Genomic DNA, 13,899 nt, shown 5'->3' with positions numbered 1-13,899 from the left:
AGTTAAACGCGAGGTTCGTTGTCATGAAGAAAAGTGCTTCCTTTGTTGTTGGTCTATGTTTGTTGATGGCTGTCTCATCTCTCACCGGTTGCAAGAGCCTGAAAAAGAACCCGGCAGGAGTTTCCGGTTCCGACGGTCTTTACGGCGACGGTATGGGCGGCGGACTGGCCATGGGCAACCGCTTTACGGGCGGAACCGAACATCCCGGCATGTTTGCTCCGGTCTATTTTGACTACGACAGCTCGCAAGTAGCTTCCACCGAACGTTCGAAGATTGAAACCGTTGCACAGCATCTCAAGAAGAACAATTCTGTTGCCGTGATTATCGAAGGAAACTGCGACGAACGCGGCAGTAACGAATACAACCTCACGCTCGGCGAACGCCGTGCACAGGCTGTCCGCGACTATCTGGCCGGTCTCGGCATCGAAGCCGAACGGATTCAAACCAAGAGCTACGGCGAAGAAAAACCGGCTGGCACCGGACACGACGAAGAAGCCTGGGCTGCAAACCGGCGCGGTGAATTCGTGCTCTATTACTAGGCCGAGCTTCGCGCTTTCCCCGAAGCGACTCCTACATGCCGGGTTCTATCCTACAGATCTCACTGATCGCACAGCTGCCCTTGGCGCAAGCCGGGCAGCTGTTGCTTGTGGTTGGAGTTGCATTTGCAATCATCACCATGGTCAGCAGTACCTACCGCTTTCATAAAATGATTCAGCTCAGTGAAAACGAGCTCGTTACTGTCGACGATTGTAACGATTTCTTTTTTATTCAGGTCACTCGCTACCTTAGCAAAATCAACCGCACATCTTCCGGATTCGGCGTATTCATCCTGCAGTTCATCGCCGAGACAGACGACAACCGGAAAGTGCAGGAAGAACTGCTTGGCGCACTTAAAGACACCGTCCGGAAGGCAAGCGACAAGGTCTGCCTGTTCCGAAACGACTGTGTGGCCGCCATTATTGATACCGAGGAAGAGCATGTGCCGATGGCGGCACGGCGCATGGCAGACCGCCTTGGGAAAAAAATGGCAACGCTCTCCGGAGTCAGTGCTGTCCGGGCCGGCGTCAGCAGCTTTCCCCTGCATGGACTCAATACTCAGACATTAATTGATGCCGCCACCAATGCGCTTGAGACGGTCGGCTATGATAATCCACAGACCCTTTGCATCGCATCGGCACCGGCAACCGCAGAAGAATCTAAAAACGAATCTGAATCCATCGGCGAACTCAGCCGTCAGGATAAAAATGCCGCGCTTGATCCTCTCACCGGGGTGCTCAAACCAACGGTTGTCGGTTCGTACATGCGCAAATATCTCGACGAGATCCGCCGCAGCAAAAAACCGGCTGTTTTGCTCTGTGTCGGTATCAGCCGCATTGACCAAATCATTAAAATGCACGGCGAACTGGCCGCCGACGACGTGATCGCCGGGGTCGGCCGGATACTTCAACGCCTCACCCGTGATTGCGACCTGATCGGCCGCTATCATCGCGACGACTTTCTTGTACTCGCTCCCTGCACCCTGCAGCAGGGTGAAACGATCGCAACCCGTTTGCGCGAAGCGGTTCAAAAAGAAGTTTTTGTTTCCGGAGTTAAACGAATTAAAACCGCCGTCAGCATCGGAATCACAGCGCATCCCGAACACGGACGCAACCTGCGAGATCTTTTCCGCTGTGCTTATCGTGCACTTGAAGTCGTTCGCGGATGGAATACCACCGCCTGTCTGGTGTATGATTCGGCGCAACACGGAAAAAAGGCCTTAGATGAACCTCGGCGTTAACATTGACCATGTCGCAACCTTGCGCCAAGCGCGCGGAACGATCTATCCGGACACGCTTGACGCCGCGAGAATCTGCGCAAAAGCCGGGGCCGTCAGCATCACCATTCACCTCCGTGAAGACCGCCGTCATATTCAGGACACCGACGTTTACCGCCTCAGCAAAGCCTGCCCGCTGCCTATCAATCTTGAAATGGCTAATGCCGAAGAGATCATCCGGATCGCGCTTGAGGTAAAACCTGCCGAAGTCTGCCTCGTTCCCGAAAAACGTCGGGAACTCACCACGGAGGGCGGTCTCGATGTAATCGGAAATTTTAAGGCGTTGGAAAAAACCGTTTGCCAGCTTCAGGACAACGGCTCAATCGTCAGCCTGTTCGTCGAACCGGACTGTAAAACGCTTGAGGCCTGCGCAAAAACCGGCGCACGCGTTGTCGAACTGCACACCGGTTCTTTTTGTGATGCAACCGCTCCGGAAAAGGCGGAACAGCTTTTGCAAAAACTGATTTCAGGAGCGAACTGCGCTCATTCACTGGGCCTGCAGGTCAATGCCGGTCACGGCATCAACCTCGCCAATATCGCGGACATCCTTAAAATTCCGCATTTGGACACGCTCAACATCGGCCACAGCATTATTGCCAGAGCCGTTTTCTGCGGGCTGGAAAACGCGGTTCGCGAAATGCTCGCCGCGATGTCAGAGCGCGGAACGGGTTAACTGTTCTTGTTACGTGTCGCCTGCGTCATCGGCAGACCCGTGTCGTAATCCATCTGCCGCGGTTCGCCGATATCCGGCTCGCGCTGACGGGTATATCCGGTGAACGCCCATGTCGCCGCCGGAGCATCCTGCCGCCACGGACGCCGCAACCAGTAATATCCGCGAAAGGGATCGCGCGATGTATTCATCCAGTCGAGGAGCTTATCGTGAAGTGCGTCGCGGAGTTTCATGTGCTCCGGACTTTCAATCAGGTTAACCATTTCGTCCGGGTCGTTCTGCATATCATACAGTTCGTCTGTGCAGAGCAGATTGATCACCAGTTTATAACGGTCGTCGCGCACGCAGCGAACCGGCTGGAATCCGCCGAACCCGTCGTGATCGACCTCGTAACGCCCGAACTCCATGAAAATTTCTTTATGGGTCGGCTTCGAAAGATCCGTAAACATCGGAACCATGCTCTTGCCTTGAAGGGTTTTCGGTATTTCTTCCGCGCCTGCCGCTTCCAGAATGGTATTCACTACATCAATGTGCGACACCAGATTCTGCGAAACAGACTGCGGCGGAATCACATTCGGCCAGCGCACGATGAACGGAATGTTTGTAATCTCGTCGTACATCACCGGCCCTTTATTCCAGATCCGGTGGCTTGCCAGCATATCACCGTGGTCGGCGGTGTACATAACCAGCGCATCCGGAGCATATTGATCAATTGCGTCAATCACCCGTCCGATCTGATCATCGACAAACGAGTTGCAGGCAAAATAATCCGCGGGCCGGTAGCCGCACTGATCTGTTAGCTCTTCGTGAACCGCTTTACCCGCCCACACCCGATGATGTTCCGGCTTATTCGTCAGCGGATCGGCAAGATTCTGATTCCGCGGAATCGCAGTGTCTTTGTGCATTTCCCGCCATGAATCAGGGCATAGATACGGGCCATGCGGTTCATCGTACGAAACGACCAGCAGAAAATCCTCGTCGCCGTGCTTATTCAGAAAATCAACGGCGCGGTTAGACACGCGGTATCCGTAGGTGAATTCCTTGGCGATGCCGCCTTTCAGTTCGTTCATCAGGTTCTGCCGGCGCGAAGCCACGCGTTCTTCAGGTGTGAGTTCGTCGAGATAATTCTTCATCTCGTACCAGTAATCCGGATCCCACCCATCCGGACAGTCGCCGTAGCCAAAATAATCGCCGCCGTCCAAATGATATTTCCCGATGTAGGCCGCGTGAAGACCCAATGCGGAGGCTCGCTGACCGATCGTCCGAGTTTTAAAATCCGGCACCAGACTGTTCGCCCAGCCGTTATTGAGGTGCGGCCAGGTTCCGGTAAACAGCGCGATACGCGCCGGCCCGCAGACTGGCTGACAGGTATACGCCTTCTCAAACCGGGCTCCGCCCGCAGCCAGCCGGTCAAGACATGGAGTCCGCATCGCCGGATTCCCATAACAGCTCACCATATCGGCCCGCTGTGTATCCGTCATGATCAGTACGATTTTCCGTTTTTTCATAAGCTCCCGTTTCCGTTAAATCCGCGATCGGCTGTTTTCACTCTCTCATTCCATTAGGATTGATTCATGTAAAAAATCGGTTCATTTTCATCCCCATGAAGACCGTGTCAACCATGGAAATGCGCGAACTCGAACGTCAGACGATCGCAAACGGCGTGACCGGCGAAGAACTCATGCGCCGCGCCGGACAGGGCGTCGCCGATATTGCGCAGGATATTCTCGCCAGCCGCAGCGGACATTCCGTTCTGCTGATCGCCGGAACCGGCAACAACGGCGGTGATGTCTTCGCCGCCGCCACCGACCTTTCACAAACTGATCTCGATATCGAGGTCTGGCTCTGCGGTTCGCAAAGTCAGATTAAAGGCGACGCCCAACTGCACCTGAAAAAAATGGTGCGCGCCGGAATCATCCCAAAAGAAATTCGCAGCCCGAACGATCTCTTTCCGAAAACGTGGCCCCATCTCATCGTTGACGGACTGCTCGGAACCGGCTCCAACGGTGCGCCGCGCGGCTTCATGGGCCCGCTCATCGAATGGATCAATGCTGAAGGACAACACGCCTTTGTGCTCGCCATCGATATTCCATCCGGTATCGACGCCGACACCGGCATTGCCGAAGGCTCCGCCGTGAAAGCCGACCTGACCGTCACCATCGGCCTGCCGAAAACCGGACTCATCCGTCCCGAAGCGCTTCCGTACACCGGAACCGTCGAAGTCCTCGACATCGGCATTCCGCTTGAATTTATAGAGGATATCGCCGGCTGCGAAGAAGCCGCACTGATTAATCGCTCCGATATTTTCATTCCGCGCCGCGAACGCGACAGCCATAAAGGAAGTTACGGCCACGTTCTGCTCATCGGCGGCTCCAAAGGGTTTACCGGTGCCATCGCGATGGCCGCGCGCGCCGCGCTCCGTTCCGGCGCCGGACTCGTCAGCGTGCTGACACCGGAAGAAGTGTATCCCATCGTCGCACAGGCCGCCGGGCCGGAAGTGATGGTTCATCCTTTCGACAAAACCATTCCCTTTGACCTGTCAAAATTTGACGCCCTGCTGATCGGCCCCGGCCTTGGCCGCTCCAAAGAAACCGCCGCGCTGGTCGAGACACTGCTTAAAACATGCAACGTTCCGCTGATTCTCGATGCCGATGCACTCTGCGTGGCACCGAAAAAAATCGGCGCAGCAAAATGTCCGGTAATTCTTACGCCCCACCCCGGCGAGTTCGAACGGCTTTTTGGCGTTCCGGTTTCCGACCGTTGGAAACAGGCGCGGGAAGCCGCGGAGTTAACCGGCAAGACGATTGTTCTGAAAGGCGCCGGAACCGTGGTGGCAGAACCGGAACACAAGCTGGCGATCAACATGACTGGAAATCCGGGCATGGCGACCGGCGGCTCCGGCGATGTGCTCGCCGGCCTTCTGACCGGCCTGCTCGGTCAGGGAATGGAACCGTTTGATGCGGCAATGAGCGCAGTTTATCTGCACGGAATCGCCGGGGATATCGCGGCGCACGACCTGACACAGGAATCGTTAATCGCCACCGATATGATCAACGCCCTGCCCGATGCATTCCGGTTTCTCCAGTCGCGCTGATTATCCGTTCACCATGCGGGCCGGCTGATGCGTTGTCTGCAAAACGGCCTGCCAGTTCCATCCGCGAGGATCAACCAGTTTGCGCTCGCCGATCGTCGAAATCGGCATGTGAACCAGCCGGTGATTATGCAATCCGACCACCATGCCGGTTTTTCCGGCCATCGCGGCGTGCATCGCGTTGTAGCCGAGAAAAAGACAGTATTCCGCATCGTTGGCGTTGGCAGGCGTACTGCGGATTAAATAACTCGGATCAAAATATTTGACGTTGAGTTCGCAGTTCTTTCCGGCGAACCAGCGTAGCATCTCATCGCGCAGAAAAACTCCGATATCGGCCAGCTTCTTATTGCCGGATCGGTCTTTAGATTCGCCATGCTGAATCAGATTTTGGCCCGCGCCTTCGGCCACGACAACCACAGCATGATCTTTGCGTTCCAACCGCTGACGGAGGTGTTCAAAAAATCCGTTCGGCCCGTCGAGATCAAACGGCACTTCCGGAATCAGACAGAAATTGACGTTGCTGTTGGAGGTGGCGGTCGACGCGGCGATCCAGCCGGACTCGCGGCCCATCAGCTTCACCAGACCGACCCCGTGACGGTACGCCTTGGCCTCGGCGTGAGCGCAATTGACCACACCCCAGGCACCTTGCACAGCGGTTTCATAACCGAACGACCGCTCGATCATGCCGATATCGTTATCAATCGTCTTGGGCACACCAATGACTGCGATCTTCAGTCCCTGCGTTTTAATTTCTTCCTGAATGGCGCGGGCACCGCGCAACGTGCCGTCGCCGCCGATGGCGATCAGAATGTTCACGTTGTAGTGCCGCAGAGTGCGAACGATTTCCTTGATGTCCTGCGGGCCGCGGGAAGACTTTAGAATGGTGCCGCCTTTTTCGTGAATGTCGTCGGTGTTATCGGTGTTCAACTCGACCGGCGGATGAGCATATTCGGCAACCAGCCCTTCGTAGCCGTACTGAAAGCCAAGCACTTTCTTGACGCCATAGCCTTCAATCGCACAGAACGTCACCGCACGAATGACGTCGTTGAGCCCCGGACAAAGTCCGCCGCAAGTCACCACCCCGACGACAACTTCCTTCGGCTTGAAATAAATCTTTTCGCGGGCGCCCGCCCGCTGAAAGTATTCGATACCGTCCACCGATGAACCCGGCGCGTAATCCAGCGAATGCACCCGGCAGATCACTCCGTTATCATCATTGAAAAATTCCTGCTGCTGCGCCTGAAACGGCGAATCAACTTTGCATTCGCCCAGCGTTTCGATGGGAATAATCCTGCTCATATAGCCCCTTAGAACTGCGCGAGGAAGCGCACGTCGTTTTCGTAGAGGTTGCGGATGTCTTTGATGCCGTACATGATCATGGCGAGCCGTTCGATGCCCATGCCGAAGGCGAAGCCGGTCACTTTATCCGGATCGTAGCCGACTTTGCGAAAGACGTTGGGATCGACCATACCCGCGCCGAGAATTTCGATCCAGCGGCTCTTGCCGCCGACTTCGAAAAAGAAATCGACTTCGAAACTCGGTTCGGTGAACGGGAAGAAGTGCGGACGAAACCGGATTTTCACTTCATCGCCAAGAAACTGTTTGGCGAAATAAGCCAGCGTGCCCTTCAAGTCGGCCATCGAAACTTTTTCCGCAACAAACAATCCTTCAACCTGATGGAAGTTGGCGCTGTGCGTGGCATCCGGCGTGTCGCGGCGGTAGCAACGGCCGGGCGCAATGATGCGGATCGGCGGCTGATGGCTTTCCATGTAGCGCACCTGCACCGGCGAGGTGTGGCAGCGCAGCAGTTCACCGCTGTTCAGATAAAAGGTGTCCTGCTCGTCGCGCGACGGATGATCGGCGGGCGTGTTGAGCGCGTCAAAGTTGTTCCAGACGGTTTCAATATCCGGCCCGTCGGCGACGGTGAAGCCAATCGACTGAAAGATTTCGACGATGCGCGACGTTACTTTACTGATCGGATGTTCCGAGCCGAGTTCCGGCCAAAGGCCCGGCAGAGTCGGATCAAACACCGCGCCGGATTTGGAACCGGAAGTCAGCGCGCCCTGCCGTTCTTTGATCAGCTCAGCCAGTTCGTTCTTGAGCGCGTTGGCGCCTTTTCCGAACAGAGGCTTTTCTTCGTTCGGCACTTCTTTGAGCTGAGCCATCACGTCGGGAAGAAGTCCGCTACGGCCCAGATATTTAATGCGCACCGCTTCGAGCGCAGCGGCATCCGCCGCGCCGCGTGCTTCGGCCAGCGCTGTTTCTCTGATCTGATTGAGTTCCTGCAGGTTCATATGTTTTTGAATCCTTGAAAAATCCATTCACCGTCACAACCGGCTTCCACTGTTCGGAAGAGTTTCTTCCAAACATTGGAAAATATAGCAAGCCGCAACGCAGTTGCTACTTCAATGTGCCCAGCGAGAACACCAGCACAAACAGCGCGACGGTTTCAATGATCCCGATGGTCATCAGGTAGTTGCCGAAGCCCTGATTGGTTTCCGCCAGCGCATCCGCACAGGCCGCTCCGGCCTTGCCCTGTAGCCAGGCGGATACGCCCAGCGCGATGCCGCCCAGAATTCCGGCCGTTGCCATCGCCAGCCAGTTTTCAAACGACGGCGCATTCCGGATAGCATTCATCAGGATCATGCCGTAAATGGTTTGTGAAAGCGGCGCGCCGATAAAAACCACCAGAATAAACGGGGCGGCCTTTTTCTGCGCGTAGCATTTCTTCCATCCGCCAACGGCCGCCAAACCGGCAGCGCAGGCTCCAATAGCAGATCCAAGAGCCGCCAGACTGAGCGTCGCCACCGCACCGGCCTGCGCCACGGTCTTCATCATTGCTGCATCCATATTCATTCCTCCTTTTTATGCGTCTGTTACAGAAATCTTCCGGAACGGATTATATTTCCGCCCGGCCCACTGCACACCGATGTGCCCTGAAAATTCGAGTGTATTCAACCGGATGCCGTGAACCATGATGCCCATCGCCGACAGCACAATGTTCAGCAAGTGGGAAAAGAAAAGAATCATGGACGCGCCGAGTCCGCTTAAAAAACTGTTGAACCCGACATCCATCGCCATCTGATTGAACGCGCTGGCCAGAGCAAATGAGGCCACGCCAACGGCAAATAGTCGGACGTAGGAAACTACGTCCACAAAATTACTGACGATGTTGAGCGGCAGAATGACGTAGTTGAACCATTCGCTTTTCATTTTGTTCACCGGAGTCATGAAAAACAGAATCAGCACCACGCTGACCGCAAGTACCCAGAGCATCACCGGCGGGAACGGAGCGTTGAGCACCAGCGTCCGGGCGGCAAAAAACATCGTCCAGGTGGAGCCGATCCAGCCGATCTGCGCCAGCACCTGCCAGGTATTGCAAATGCGAATGGCATTCCAGGCATGCGCGATGGTCAGATGTACCGCACCGATCAGGAAGCACAGCCACATGATATGCGCGTCCGCTTCCGGCCCTGTCAGCCAGCCCAGCCGCAGCTGTTTGAGCGGAGCGGGAATGTTGGCAAGACCGAAATACGTACCGGTCAGTACGCCCCAAATAATCGTACTGACACTGGTGACCAGCAGAAGATTGAATACGTCCTGCGGCGCTTTCCGAAACTTTTGTTTTCCAATCAGAGTCAGCACGAGGAAGAGAACTCCGTAGCCCGCGTCGCCGACCAGCATGGCGAAAAACAGACTGAAGAAAATCAGAAATACAGCGCTGATGTCCACTTCGTGATAACCGGGCGACACACCGATCATTTGAAATACGGCATTAATCGGACGGACCCATTTCGGATTGCGCAACAGGGTCGGCGGCTCATCCCCTTCTCCGACAGCACGAACCATCGCCGCCCAGCCGTTCAGTTCCGCCGCCTTCCGCACAGCGGGCTCCTGTTCGCACGGAAAAAATCCTTGCAGATAAACAACCGGCCCTTCCTCGCCCATGCCCGCTTTCACTTCAAGGTAACCGACCGTGTCTTCAGACTGCTGAACCGCCGCCGCGATCCGCGCGCGGTCTCCGGCATACGATCCAAACGCCTCGTCAACCCGGCCGAGATCATGCTCAACTTTTACGAGCTGTTCTCTCACGACGGTCGGCGAATGCTCCGGAAGAGCCATTCCCTGCACATTCAGCTCCACCCCGGCACGACTGATTACAGCAAAAGTAATGGTGCCGCGATCGCGACTGAGTTCTTTCAGCACACATCCGTCCGGCATGCTGATTTTTTCTTTAGCCGACGCCTGAAAAAACCGCACGGCAATACCCTTATGCGCCAGATCGCGAACAGTATCCGGATCGAACTCACCGAACGGCACCAGGCGCTGTTGTTCCATCCGCAGCATTTCGAGCTTTTCTTCCAGCTCGACACGCTGATGAATTAGCTTCCAGACGTTTTCGATCACCGTATCAACCGGCTCATCAGACGGTTCGATATGAGGATGTTTCGGAAGCACTTCGAGAGCCCGCCGGACGTAAGCAAGATGGTTACGAGCCTGCTCCAGATCGCCGCCTTCGGGCATACGGATCGACTCGACATGCAGTACACCCAAATCACGCAAGGCATTCAGTGTGCCCTCCTGTGAAGCAGAAGTGCATAACAACGTCAGTTTTTTCATTTTGACGATCATGCGGAGCGAACCTTTTCTACGCTCTTGCCTTTCGCAATCTTGGCCCGGGCGACGGCGGCGGTTTGCTGGTCGCCCATGAAAATACGGATGACGCGGATGTTTTCACGGCATTCAGGAATCTTCACCTTCTCGAACAGATTCACGCGCTGCGACGTCGTGCGTAATTCGTCGGACAGCAGACGATGCTGCTCTTCAATCACCTGCCGCTCAATCCGCAAACGGATGAGCTGACGGAGCAGATCAATCCCGCCGTCCACCCAGGCAGGCGTTTCAAATAAATCCGGCAAAGCCTCTTCAAAGCGCAACCTTTCAAACAGCGGAATCGTGACGCCCGCGATATTGCCGCTGGAGCGCTTAATCTCTGCAACTTTGATGTACGGTGAAAAATCGAACGGTTCGGCGGAGCTCACCGCAGGCGGCTCGGAAAACAGTTTTACCCAGACAGACAGATCGGCGCGTGTCTTTTCTTCTTCGGCGCGCTTGGCGGCAATCTGTCCTTCAAGCAGACGCATCTCGAGCTGCAACTGCTGCTTTTTGAGCAGCAGCGTCGGCAGATAGCGCCGGAAGCGCGTCAGCGAATCCCGCTGCGCCTTCAACTCGTTTTTGGTGTACTTGATTTTTGCCATGCTGTTTTTCAGGTATGGGCAGGATGCATCCTGCCCTTACGATTTCGGCCAGAACTTATCCGTCAGTTTAGAGGCGATCCCCGTCTCCTGCGGTTCAAAGCAGTCGGCCAGAATCTGCCAGCCGAGATCGAGCGCGCCTTCGAGCGGAATATTCACCGAGAGCGCCATCATTTCCTTTTCGAACCGTTCGCCGTATTTAAGGAGCTTGGTGTCCCAGCCGCTCATGCGGAAACCCATCGACTGCTTTTCCAGCGTTTCTTTGTACGAAGCGTAGAGCTGGATCATGGTGTCCATGATGGTGCGATGGTCGGCGCGCGTCTTTCCGTTCACCTGCTGTTTCAGACGGCTGAGCGAACCGAACGGCTCGATGCGTCCGTTCTTGAGATAGAACTGCCCTTCGGTGATGTAGCCGGTGTTGTCGGGAACCGGATGGGTCACGTCGTCGCCCGGCATCGTCGTCACCGCCAGAATGGTGATCGAACCGGCACCTTCAAAGTCCACGGCCTTTTCGTAGCGCGAGGCCAGCTGGCTGTAGAGGTCGCCGGGATAGCCGCGATTCGAAGGAATCTGCTCCATCGTAATGGCGACTTCCTTCATTGCATCGGCAAAGTTGGTCATGTCGGTCAGCAGTACCAGCACGCGCTTATCCTTCAGCGCGAACTGCTCGGCAACCGCCAGCGCGATATCCGGAACCAGCAGACATTCCACCGTCGGGTCGGAGGCGGTATGCACAAAAAGCACCGAGCGCGACAGCGCACCGTTTTCTTCGAGGTAGTCGCGAAAGTAAAGGTAGTCGTCGTGCTTCAGTCCCATGCCGCCGAGAATGATGATGTCCACTTCGGCCTGCAGGGCGATACGCGCCAGCAGTTCGTTGTAGGGCTCGCCCGCGACCGAAAACACCGGCAGCTTCTGCGATTCGACCAGCGTATTGAACACGTCGATCATCGGAATCCCGGTACGCACCATATTGCGCGGAATAATACGTTTGGCCGGATTCACCGACGGCCCGCCGATTTCAATCATGTTTTCACTGAGCACCGGCCCGCGGTCGCGCGGTACGCCCGATCCGGTGAAAACACGGCCCATCAAGTTTTCCGAGAACGGCACCTGCATAGTGCGGCCGAGGAAGCGCACCTGCGAATCCGTCGAGATACCGCGTCCGCCAGCAAAAACCTGGAGGTAAACGCGCCCGCCTTCGAGACGAATCACCTGTGCCAGCGAAGTGCCCATATCGGAGGTGACCTGCGCCAGCTCGCCGTAGCTGATCCCTTCGGCGCTGACCACGATCACGTTGCCGGCGATCTGTTCAATGCGGTGATAAACCTTATGCATAATCCGTAACCTCCGCGAGCAGTGCGTTGATCTGCTCCTGCTGTTTCTTAAATTCTTCGCTTTCAAAGGCGGCGTTGTTCCAGTCGCGCGTTGCCTGCGTCAGCTTATGAAAGAAGGTGCGCGCCGCATCTTTGTTTTCAAATTCCAGCTTGGTTCGAAGAATAGCGGCAAGTGCGCCAAAAACATACCGCTGGCGATCCACCGGCGTGGCAGCGTCCACTTCACTGAACGCGTTTTGCTGAAGATATACGGAGTCGATGTATTCGCCTTTCAGGTAAACCACAAAATCCTCAATCGAGGTGCCTTCTTCGCCGACGACCTTCATCATCTGGTTCACTTCGCTGCCTTCGCGCAGGAAGCGGCGCGCCTGTTTCAGCTCTTCGGCATCCACGACGCTCGGATATTTGCTCCAGCTTTCCAGCGGGTCAATGGCCGGATAGCGGCGCGCATCGGAACGGGCGCGTGACAGACCGTGGAACGCGCCGACCACTTTAAGCGTGCTCTGCGTGACCGGCTCCTCAAAGTTACCGCCCGCAGGCGAAACCGTTCCGCCGACCGTCACCGAACCGGTTGAGCCATCGTGCAGACGCACCACGCCACCGCGTTCGTAGAAGGCGGCAATTACGGATTCGAGATAGGCCGGGAACGCTTCTTCGCCGGGGATTTCTTCGAGACGTCCCGACATTTCGCGCAGCGCCTGTGCCCAGCGCGAAGTTGAGTCGGCCAGCAGCAGAACATTCAGTCCCATCTGGCGGTAATATTCAGCAATCGTCACAGCGGTATAGACCGACGCTTCGCGCGCAGCCACCGGCATTGAACTGGTATTACAGATAATCAGTGTGCGCTCCATCAGACTCTTGCCGGTACGCGGGTCGGTCAGTTCCGGAAATTCGCGCAGCGTTTCCACCACTTCACCGGCGCGCTCGCCGCAGGCCGCAATGATCACCACATCCACATCGGCGTGGCGGCTGGTGATCTGTTGCAAAACGGTTTTGCCCGCGCCGAACGGACCGGGAATACAATAGGTTCCTCCGCGCGCCACCGGAAAAAAGGTATCCACGATGCGCACTTTGGTAATGAGCGGTTCCGTCGGGCGCAACCGTTCGGCGTAGCACTTGATCGGCACTTTGACCGGCCAGAGCTGCATCAGCTTCACGTCATGCTCACGGCCTTTTTCGTCGGTGACTTTCGCAACCACATTCTCGACCGTATATTCACCGGCAGGCGCGATTTCTTTAACCGTCAACCGTCCTGTGATGCGGAACGGCACCATAATGCGGTGATCGAAAATTCCTTCCGGCACGGTTCCGACCGCAGAACCGGCCTGTACAGCATCGCCGATTTTCACCGACGGCGTGAACTTCCACTTTTTATCGCGCGGAAGCGCTTTTAGATATTTTCCGCGCTGAAGAAAAAAGCCGCACTCTTCGGCCAGCGCAGGCAGCGGATTCTGCAAGCCGTCGAAAATCTGTGTCAGCAGACCGGGGCCGAGTTCGACGGAAAGCAGCGCACCGGTAAATTCCACCTGGTCGCCGACTTTCAGACCGGCGGTGGATTCGAACACCTGCAGTTCAGCGTGGCAGCCGCGAATACGGATCACTTCGGATTTCAGGTGAATGTCGCCGAGCCGGGCAAAACCCGTTTCGTTTTGAATGACAGGTTTTTCAAACTCCACCGTCAGTAGGTTTCCGTTTACACCGACAATTTTCCCAAGGTTCATGACTCTGTTCCTGTT

Annotated in this window: 12 protein-coding genes; 4 read left to right on the top strand and 8 right to left on the bottom strand. The window is 55.9% G+C overall.

Translation table 11 applies throughout. The features are described 5' to 3' along the window. Window positions 1–23: 23 nt before the first annotated feature. From pal to HOO88_01920, 3 genes are all read left to right on the top strand, one after another. Window positions 24–539, top strand: coding sequence for a peptidoglycan-associated lipoprotein Pal (pal, locus tag HOO88_01930; protein NOU35525.1), 516 nt, complete (start codon window positions 24–26; stop codon window positions 537–539). Window positions 540–646: 107 nt separating this feature from the next. Further along, window positions 647–1,777, top strand: a complete 1,131-nt coding sequence (locus HOO88_01925) for a GGDEF domain-containing protein (GenBank protein NOU35524.1) — start codon at window positions 647–649, stop codon at window positions 1,775–1,777. Then, window positions 1,761–2,486, top strand: coding sequence for a pyridoxine 5'-phosphate synthase (locus HOO88_01920; protein NOU35523.1), 726 nt, complete (start codon window positions 1,761–1,763; stop codon window positions 2,484–2,486). Before HOO88_01925 ends, HOO88_01920 begins: the two co-directional genes overlap by 17 nt. Here the strand turns inward: HOO88_01920 and HOO88_01915 are convergent. Next, window positions 2,483–3,991, bottom strand: a complete 1,509-nt coding sequence (locus tag HOO88_01915; GenBank protein NOU35522.1) for a sulfatase-like hydrolase/transferase — start codon at window positions 3,989–3,991, stop codon at window positions 2,483–2,485. The two genes, HOO88_01920 and HOO88_01915, sit on opposite strands and share 4 nt — an antisense overlap. A gap of 95 nt (window positions 3,992–4,086) precedes the next feature. Here HOO88_01915 and HOO88_01910 point away from each other — a divergent pair, with 95 nt between their 5' ends. Beyond that, on the top strand, window positions 4,087–5,577 hold the full coding sequence (locus HOO88_01910) for an NAD(P)H-hydrate dehydratase (protein NOU35521.1): 1,491 nt from the start codon (window positions 4,087–4,089) through the stop codon (window positions 5,575–5,577). Here HOO88_01910 and HOO88_01905 read toward each other — a convergent pair whose 3' ends face one another. The 7 genes from HOO88_01905 to HOO88_01875 form a co-directional block, all read right to left on the bottom strand. Then, window positions 5,578–6,873, bottom strand: a complete 1,296-nt coding sequence (locus HOO88_01905) for an ATP-dependent 6-phosphofructokinase (GenBank protein NOU35520.1) — start codon at window positions 6,871–6,873, stop codon at window positions 5,578–5,580. 8 nt (window positions 6,874–6,881) lie between these two features. Beyond that, window positions 6,882–7,868 carry a phenylalanine--tRNA ligase subunit alpha gene (gene pheS / locus HOO88_01900; GenBank protein NOU35519.1) on the bottom strand — a complete coding sequence of 329 codons (987 nt, stop codon included), beginning with the start codon at window positions 7,866–7,868 and terminating at the stop codon, window positions 6,882–6,884. 106 nt (window positions 7,869–7,974) lie between these two features. After that, the gene (locus HOO88_01895) at window positions 7,975–8,424 is read right to left on the bottom strand and encodes a V-type ATP synthase subunit K (GenBank protein NOU35518.1); all 450 of its coding nucleotides are present in this window, start codon (window positions 8,422–8,424) and stop codon (window positions 7,975–7,977) included. Between the two features lie 15 nt (window positions 8,425–8,439). After that, window positions 8,440–10,206: a hypothetical protein gene (locus HOO88_01890; GenBank protein NOU35517.1), complete on the bottom strand. Its 1,767-nt coding sequence runs from the start codon at window positions 10,204–10,206 to the stop codon at window positions 8,440–8,442. Further along, window positions 10,203–10,832, bottom strand: a complete 630-nt coding sequence (locus HOO88_01885; protein NOU35516.1) for a V-type ATP synthase subunit D — start codon at window positions 10,830–10,832, stop codon at window positions 10,203–10,205. The genes HOO88_01890 and HOO88_01885 overlap by 4 nt, the downstream gene beginning before the upstream one ends. 36 nt (window positions 10,833–10,868) lie before the next feature. Next, window positions 10,869–12,164: a V-type ATP synthase subunit B gene (locus HOO88_01880; GenBank protein ID NOU35515.1), complete on the bottom strand. Its 1,296-nt coding sequence runs from the start codon at window positions 12,162–12,164 to the stop codon at window positions 10,869–10,871. Beyond that, window positions 12,157–13,884, bottom strand: coding sequence for a V-type ATP synthase subunit A (locus tag HOO88_01875; GenBank protein ID NOU35514.1), 1,728 nt, complete (start codon window positions 13,882–13,884; stop codon window positions 12,157–12,159). The genes HOO88_01880 and HOO88_01875 overlap by 8 nt, the downstream gene beginning before the upstream one ends. Between the last annotated feature and the right edge of the window lie 15 nt (window positions 13,885–13,899).

Source organism: Kiritimatiellaceae bacterium (genome assembly GCA_013141415.1).
Lineage (GTDB): Bacteria > Verrucomicrobiota > Kiritimatiellia > Kiritimatiellales > Tichowtungiaceae > Tichowtungia.
This window is presented reverse-complemented; position numbering and strand designations above follow the sequence as displayed.

Coding starts and splice junctions, on each gene's coding strand:
- HOO88_01880 (NOU35515.1), bottom strand. CDS start 12,164: ATGCATAAGGTTTATCACCGCATTGAACAGATCGCCGGCAACGTGATC.
- HOO88_01915 (NOU35522.1), bottom strand. CDS start 3,991: ATGAAAAAACGGAAAATCGTACTGATCATGACGGATACACAGCGGGCC.
- HOO88_01875 (NOU35514.1), bottom strand. CDS start 13,884: ATGAACCTTGGGAAAATTGTCGGTGTAAACGGAAACCTACTGACGGTG.
- pheS (NOU35519.1), bottom strand. CDS start 7,868: ATGAACCTGCAGGAACTCAATCAGATCAGAGAAACAGCGCTGGCCGAA.
- HOO88_01895 (NOU35518.1), bottom strand. CDS start 8,424: ATGGATGCAGCAATGATGAAGACCGTGGCGCAGGCCGGTGCGGTGGCG.
- HOO88_01920 (NOU35523.1), top strand. CDS start 1,761: ATGAACCTCGGCGTTAACATTGACCATGTCGCAACCTTGCGCCAAGCG.
- pal (NOU35525.1), top strand. CDS start 24: ATGAAGAAAAGTGCTTCCTTTGTTGTTGGTCTATGTTTGTTGATGGCT.
- HOO88_01905 (NOU35520.1), bottom strand. CDS start 6,873: ATGAGCAGGATTATTCCCATCGAAACGCTGGGCGAATGCAAAGTTGAT.
- HOO88_01885 (NOU35516.1), bottom strand. CDS start 10,832: ATGGCAAAAATCAAGTACACCAAAAACGAGTTGAAGGCGCAGCGGGAT.
- HOO88_01890 (NOU35517.1), bottom strand. CDS start 10,206: ATGATCGTCAAAATGAAAAAACTGACGTTGTTATGCACTTCTGCTTCA.
- HOO88_01910 (NOU35521.1), top strand. CDS start 4,087: ATGAAGACCGTGTCAACCATGGAAATGCGCGAACTCGAACGTCAGACG.